5 protein-coding genes and 1 pseudogene are annotated in these 6,578 nt (G+C 61.3%); all 6 read right to left on the minus strand.

Translation table 11 applies throughout. From position 1 onward, the window contains the following. Positions 1–229, minus strand: a pseudogene (locus ABSG20_RS26140) (hypothetical protein); the annotation flags it as partial. A 204-nt stretch (positions 230–433) separates the two neighbouring features. Further along, positions 434–2,041, minus strand: a complete 1,608-nt coding sequence (locus tag ABSG20_RS26145; protein ID WP_423867380.1) for a GMC family oxidoreductase — start codon at positions 2,039–2,041, stop codon at positions 434–436. Between the two features lie 12 nt (positions 2,042–2,053). After that, positions 2,054–3,568 (minus strand): FAD-dependent oxidoreductase, encoded by a 1,515-nt coding sequence (locus ABSG20_RS26150; protein WP_423867381.1) that lies wholly within the window; start codon positions 3,566–3,568, stop codon positions 2,054–2,056. Positions 3,569–3,649: 81 nt separating this feature from the next. Next, positions 3,650–4,762, minus strand: coding sequence for an ABC transporter ATP-binding protein (locus ABSG20_RS26155; RefSeq protein ID WP_423867382.1), 1,113 nt, complete (start codon positions 4,760–4,762; stop codon positions 3,650–3,652). Between the two features lie 3 nt (positions 4,763–4,765). Further along, positions 4,766–5,713 (minus strand): carbohydrate ABC transporter permease, encoded by a 948-nt coding sequence (locus tag ABSG20_RS26160; RefSeq protein ID WP_423867383.1) that lies wholly within the window; start codon positions 5,711–5,713, stop codon positions 4,766–4,768. Further along, a partial coding sequence (locus tag ABSG20_RS26165; protein ID WP_423867384.1) for a carbohydrate ABC transporter permease occupies positions 5,710–6,578 on the minus strand: 869 nt, incomplete at its 5' end. The genes ABSG20_RS26160 and ABSG20_RS26165, both read right to left, overlap by 4 nt.

The following is a 6,578-nucleotide window of genomic DNA, read 5'->3' on the forward strand; positions in this document are numbered from 1 at the left end:
AACCGAGCAGCCGTTCAGCACCGACGTTGAACAACTGGATAACACCGTTAGCGTCGGTCGCGATGATTGCGAAGTGAGCGCTGTTCAGGATTGCATTTTGAAGGATTTCATCTTGCGGGGGTATCGCCGCCTGGGATGCCTTGTTGGAAATTTCTCGTGAGTCGGCGCTGCCGTTGGACATCACGGCGAGCCTCAATAGTCTTTGCTCCTTGCCTTTTCTCACGTTCATCGTATCGCCCCTTCAAGTCCGTTCCTTTTGGTGAAGACGAGGATTGCCTCGAGTTTGATCGAGGTCCCGATCCGGACCGTGCTGAACAATTCCTTCGAGAGCATGAATTAAGTGTTTAAATTCACGATTCAAAAAGACTATTTTCGAAACGTGAATCTAACGGCACGGTCTTCGCGATGACTGGAGTCTGCAGTTATAGCGCCGTCAAAACACCGCCGCCGGCAGCGGCTTGCGATCGAGGATCGCATCGGACGCCTTTTCTGCGACCATTATCGTCGGTGCGTTGGTATTGCACGACGGGACGAACGGCATCACCGAAGCGTCGACGACACGCAGGCCGTCCATGCCGCGGACCTTCAAATCGAGCGTCGTGACCGCATTCTCGCCCGACCCCATCGCGCAAGTGCCGACCGGATGATAATCCGTCTTGCAGGACCGGTAGGCATATTGCATCAGGTCTTCCTCACTCCCGATGCCGTCGCCGGGCAGCCGTTCGGCGAGCACGTAGGGTCTCAGCGCCGGCTGCTTAAGGATATCGCGCGCCAGCTGCAGACCCTTCAGCGAGCAATCCCGGTCGTATGGATCCGACCAGTAGTTGGGATCGATCAAGGGCGCGGCCGCGGGATCCGCGCTTGCCAGCCGCACGCTGCCGCGAGAGCGCGGGCGCAGGAACGCCGAGTTGAGCGTAACGCCGGGATTGCGCATCGACGCGACGCCTGCCTCGATACCGGATCCGAGCCCGAGATGGAATTGAATATCCGGCGAACGCGCCTCTCTGTCCGCGTACCAGAACCCCCCGGTCTCGAACAATGTCGAGGCGACAGGGCCGGTCTTGAACAGCAGATATTGCAGCCCCGCCCAGACCGTGCGATGCGGCCGCGCCACCCGATCGTAAGTGTGATCGCCGGTGCATTCGCAAATGGCGTAGAGATCGAGATGATCCTGCATATTGGCACCGACACCCGGCAGATCATGAACGACCGGGATCCCGGCTGCCGAAAGCACGTCGGCGGGACCGATGCCGGAGAGCTGCAACAGCCTTGGCGAGCCGATGGCGCCGCTGCAGAGAATGATCTCGCGTTCCGCCCGCAGAGTCTCGATACCGCTGGACATGCCGACCTCCACGCCGACCGCGCGCCGGTTTTCAACGCGTATTTTCAATGCGGGCGTGTTCAGTCTCACCGTGAGGTTCCGTCGCGAGCGTGCCGGTCCGAGATAGGCGCTCGCCGTCGAAGACCGCAGGGCATTGCGCGTCGTCAATTGGTAATGACCGATGCCGTCCTGCACCGCGCCGTTGAAATCATCATTGAACGGAATGCCGGCTTCCTGCGCGGCGCGCAGGAATGCGAAGCTGATCGGCGGGGGATTGACCGGGTAGGAAACGCCCAATGGTCCGCCGTAGGCGTGGTAATCATTGACGAGCCGCTGGTTATCCTCGGAGCGCTTGAAATAGGGCAGGACATCACGATAGGACCAGCCTTCGCAGCCCGCTTCCGTCACCCATGCGTCATAGTCCTTCGCGTTGCCACGCGTATAGAGCTGGGCGTTGATGGACGAGCCGCCGCCGACGACCTTGGCCTGCGTATACCAGATGACGCGCCCATTCAGATGCTTCTGGGGCACGGTGCTCCAGCCCCAGCTGGCGATGCCCTTCGTCATCCTGGCAAAACCGGCCGGCATGCGAAACAGCATGTTGGTGTCGGCACCACCGGCCTCGATGACCAGGACTTTGATCGACGGATCCCGGCTCAGCCGATTGGCGAGTACGCAACCGGCGGAGCCGCCGCCGATGATGATGTAGTCGTGGGCCATTGGGTGCTCCGGTCAAAGATCGTTGCTGGCAATGTGGTTGGCGACACGAAGCGCCTGCGCCGCGATGGTCAGCGCCGGGTTGACCGCCGCCGACGTCGGCAGCAACGAAGCGTCGACCACGAAGAGGTTCGGATGGTCGTAGGCGCGGCAATAGGGATCGAGCGGCGCTTCCGCCGGGTCCAGGCCGATGCGCACGGTGCCGCACTGATGCGACGGCGTGCGGCGATCGAACGCGCGCGCGAGCACGATCGGGTAACCCGCGGCACGAAGCCGCGCGCGCAATTTCGCGACCAAGGCCAAGTGCGAGGCCCAGTTGCTGCGCTTCCAATCCAGCCGGATCCCTTCTCCGTCCAGCGTCACCCGGCTATCGGGATTGGGCAGATCCTCGCTCATGGCGTAGAAGTCGACGGCATGTCGACTGAGCCAGTTCAATGCGAATTCGGGAACCTGACGCAGACTGGCCTTGAGAATCTGACCGGTTACACGACCGAGCAGCTGGATGTTGCCGAGCGGCGGCCCGCCTGCGCCGTCATCGAGATAGAAGTCATTGATACCGAACGTCTTCTGATAGATGGCATCATTGACCGTTTTCGGATCGATCGCCAATACGGCCGATGTATTGTGGTTCATGAAATGGCGGCCGACCTTGTCGCTGCTGTTGGCTATGCCGCGCTCGGAGGACCGCAGCAGCAACACAGCCGAATTGACCGCGCCGGCCGACAGCACGATCAATCCAGCCTTCAACGTGTGCCGCGCGCCGCCAATGTCGTATTCAACGCCTTCGACATGTTTGCCGTCGGGCGCCATGATCAGGCGCTGGACCTTCGTTCCGGTCTGCAGAATGACGTTGGGATAGGCGAGCGCGGCCGCAAGACCGCAGGTCTCGGCGTCCATTTTCCCGGTCCTCGTATCCGGAAAGGCGTCCCAGGGCGTCGCCGCACGTTTCATCCAGGCCGCGATGTCGACACCGAGCGGGAGTGAGGCCGGGTGCAGTCCCGCCCTCCGCAGTCGTTGGCGGGTTGCCGCCATGGCCGGTTCATCGGGGATGGCCGGCAATGGATAGGGCGCGGAATGGCGCGGTTCCGTGGGGTCGTCACCGAGCGCGCCGCAGACCCGATACAAGTTCTCGGCCTGGGTATACCAGGGCTCAAGCTCATCGTAATCGAACGGCCAGCCCGGGGTCGTCCCCTCTGCGTGTGCGATTGGCCGAAAGTCGCAGGCGCGGTAGCGGATCAGGACCGCGCCATAAAACTTGCTGTTGCCACCCACATAGTAATAGTTGCCGGGGTTGAACCCTTGGCCCGCCCCGTCTGTCCACGTCTCGGTCGGGCGATAAAAACCGCGCTGGAAGATCGCCCGCGCGTCGCGCGTTTCGGGCGTATCTTTCAGCTGTTCGCCGCGTTCGAGAATGACGATGCGAGCTCCGCTCGGCGCCAGCCCGGCGGCGAGCGTCGCGCCACCCATGCCTGATCCGACGATGATCACGTCGGGGCTTTCGGCATGGCTCGATCGGGTGGGTTCAGGCATGGTACCTCGCGACAAGACGTTCGCGGCGGCGACCAACCGCCCCCATTGCAGGGCCGGCAACAGGGGCCGGCGGCAGGTGGTTTAAAGTCGATGCGTCGTTGCCGGGTCGAACAAGACGGCCTTGTCGAGGTTCAACGCAAACACATGGCTCTGCCCGACGCGAATGTCGGAATCCGCCCGCATCCGCGCCGTGACCTCCTTGCCGGCGATCGAAGTTACGACGAATGTGTCTGATCCGGCAGGCTCGACAATCTCGACCTGGCTGGTGAAGGTCTTGATGCTCTTCGAATTCCCGTCCGCGCTTTCAAGATCGCTTACAGCTTCAGGACGAATGCCAAAGATCACCTTTGCGCCCTCGGTGAGCGCCTCGACGTTCGCGCTGGCGGGAACGGGAAACGCGATCGGCTCGGCGCCGGCACGCTCGATGACGACCGAGGCCGCGCCGTCCGATCGTAAGACCCTGCCTTCCAGCAAATTCATCGAAGGCGAGCCCATGAAATCGGCGACGAACAGATTTGCGGGCCTGTTGTAGACTTCGTGCGGCGTGCCGACCTGCTGCAGCTCGCCGTCCTTCAGGACGGCGATGCGCGTCGCAAGCGTCATGGCCTCGATCTGATCGTGCGTGACATAGACGATCGTCGCACCGGTTCGCTGGTGCAGACGCTTGATTTCAACGCGCATATCGACGCGCAGCTTGGCGTCGAGATTGGACAGCGGCTCGTCGAACAGGAAGACGCGCGGCTCGCGAACCAAGGCGCGGCCCATGGCGACGCGCTGGCGCTGGCCGCCCGAAAGCTGGCTCGGGCGGCGTTTGAGAAGATGGTCCAATTGCAGGGTCTTGGCGACCTCCGCGACGGCCTTTTCGCGTTCGGGCTTCGGCACGCCGCGCATTTCCATGCCGAACGCCATGTTCTCGGCGACCGTCATGTTGGGATAAAGCGCGTAGGACTGAAATACCATGGCGATGTCGCGCTTCGAGGGGTGCAGATCGTTGATCTCTTGACCTTCGATGCGAATCGCGCCGGAGCTGATCGTCTCCAGGCCCGCGATGGTGCCAAGCAGGGTCGACTTGCCGCAACCCGAGGGGCCGATCAGCACCAGGAAGCCGCCCTTGTCCAGGCTCAGATCGATGCCCTTCAGGACCTCCAGCGTGCCAAAGCGCTTGCGAAGCCCGTTGATCTCAAGGAAGGCCATATTCTATCCTTTCACCGCGCCTGCCATCAGCCCGCGCACGAAGTAGCGGCCCGCGACGACATAGACGAACAAGGTGGGAGCCGCGGCGATGATCGCCGCAGCCATGTTGACGTTGTATTCGACAACCCCGGTCGAGGTATTGACGAGGTTGTTCAGGGCGACCGTCATCGGAGACTGGTCACCGGCGGCAAATGTCGAGCCGAACAGGAAGTCGTTCCAGATATTCGTGAACTGGTAAATCACCGTGACGATGATGATCGGGGTCGAGTTCGGCAGCAGGACGCGCCGGAAGATCTGGAAAAAGCCGGCGCCGTCTATCATCGCCGCCTTCACGAGTTCCGTCGGAAACGCCTCGTAATAATTCCGGAAAAACAGCGTCGTGAAGCCGAGGCCATAAACGACATGGCAAATCACCAGGTTGACCGTCGCATTGCCGAAGCCGAATGAAAAGCCGGTGGCATCGGCGAGCTGATTGCCGATCTGGCCCAGCAGTCCCAGGATCACCGCCATCGGAATGATGACGGATTGGAACGGGATGAAGCAGGCGAACAGCATCATGCCGAACACGAGCTTGTGGCCGGGGAAGCGCCATTTGGTGAGGACATAGCCGTTCAATGCGCCGAGCAGCGTCGAGATCAGAACCGACGGCACCACCATCTTGATCGAATTCATGAAATAGCCGTTGATCCCGGCCGTATCCGAGACGCCGATGCGGGCTTCGCCCCAGGCCCTGATCCAGGCGGCAAAGGTCGGCGATTTCGGCAGTGCAAACATATTGCCGCCGGTGACTTCGTCGAGCGGCTTCAACGACGTCATCACCATCACGATCAGCGGCACCAGATAGATGATCGCGAAAAAGATCAGTAGCCCGTAGATCACGACCCGCGTGATGGCGGAGTGGCCCGACTGGATCCGACGCGGCGCAGCGGTGACAAGATCTGCGGCGCTCATTGGCTCTTCTCCCGCAGCTCCGAGTAGAGGTAGGGAACCATGATCGCGGCGATCGTCATCAGCATGATGACCGCGCTGGTAGAGCCTACCCCCATCTGATTGCGCGTGAAGGTGTAGGAATACATGAAGGTCGAAGGCAGCTCGGCGGCCCCGCCCGGGTTCTTGCCGGTGACCGACAACACCAGGTCGTAGGATTTGATCGCCATGTGGGCGAGCACGATGGTGGCGGAGAGAAAGACCGGTCGCATGATCGGGATCACGATCCGCCGATAGGTCGCATAGGCGGAGGCGCCGTCGATTTGCGCAGCCTTCAGGATCTCCCCGTCCACTCCCCGAAGGCCCGCGAGAAACATCGCCATCACAAAGCCGGACGTCTGCCAGATGCCCGCAATCGCGACGCAATAGATCATCATGCTGGGATTGACGACCCAATCGAACTTGAAACTGGTCCAGCCCCAATCGTGGACGGCCTTTTCGAGGCCTATGCCCGGATCGAGAAAAAGCTTCCACGCCGTGCCGGTGACGATGAACGAGAGCGCGAGCGGATAAAGATAGATCGGGCGAAGAATGCCCTCGCCGCGAATCTTCTGATCGAGCAGGATGGCCAGCGTCAGGCCGAGCGCGAGGCAAAACACGATATAGAGCCCGCCGAAAATGCCCATGTTGACGATCGCGGTGTACCAGCTTGACGGCGGGTCGGTCTCGAACGTCCAATTCCAGAGCTTTTCGTAGTTGGCGAGGCCGATCAGCTTGAAGCTTGCGAACGCCCTTGAATTGGTAAAGGACAGAAATACGGTCCAGAGATTGAAGCCGTAGACGAAAATCAAGACCAGCAGGAACGACGGCGCGAGCACCAGCTTCGGCA

Source organism: Bradyrhizobium sp. (assembly GCF_049512235.1).
Taxonomy (GTDB): Bacteria; Pseudomonadota; Alphaproteobacteria; order Rhizobiales; family Xanthobacteraceae; genus Bradyrhizobium.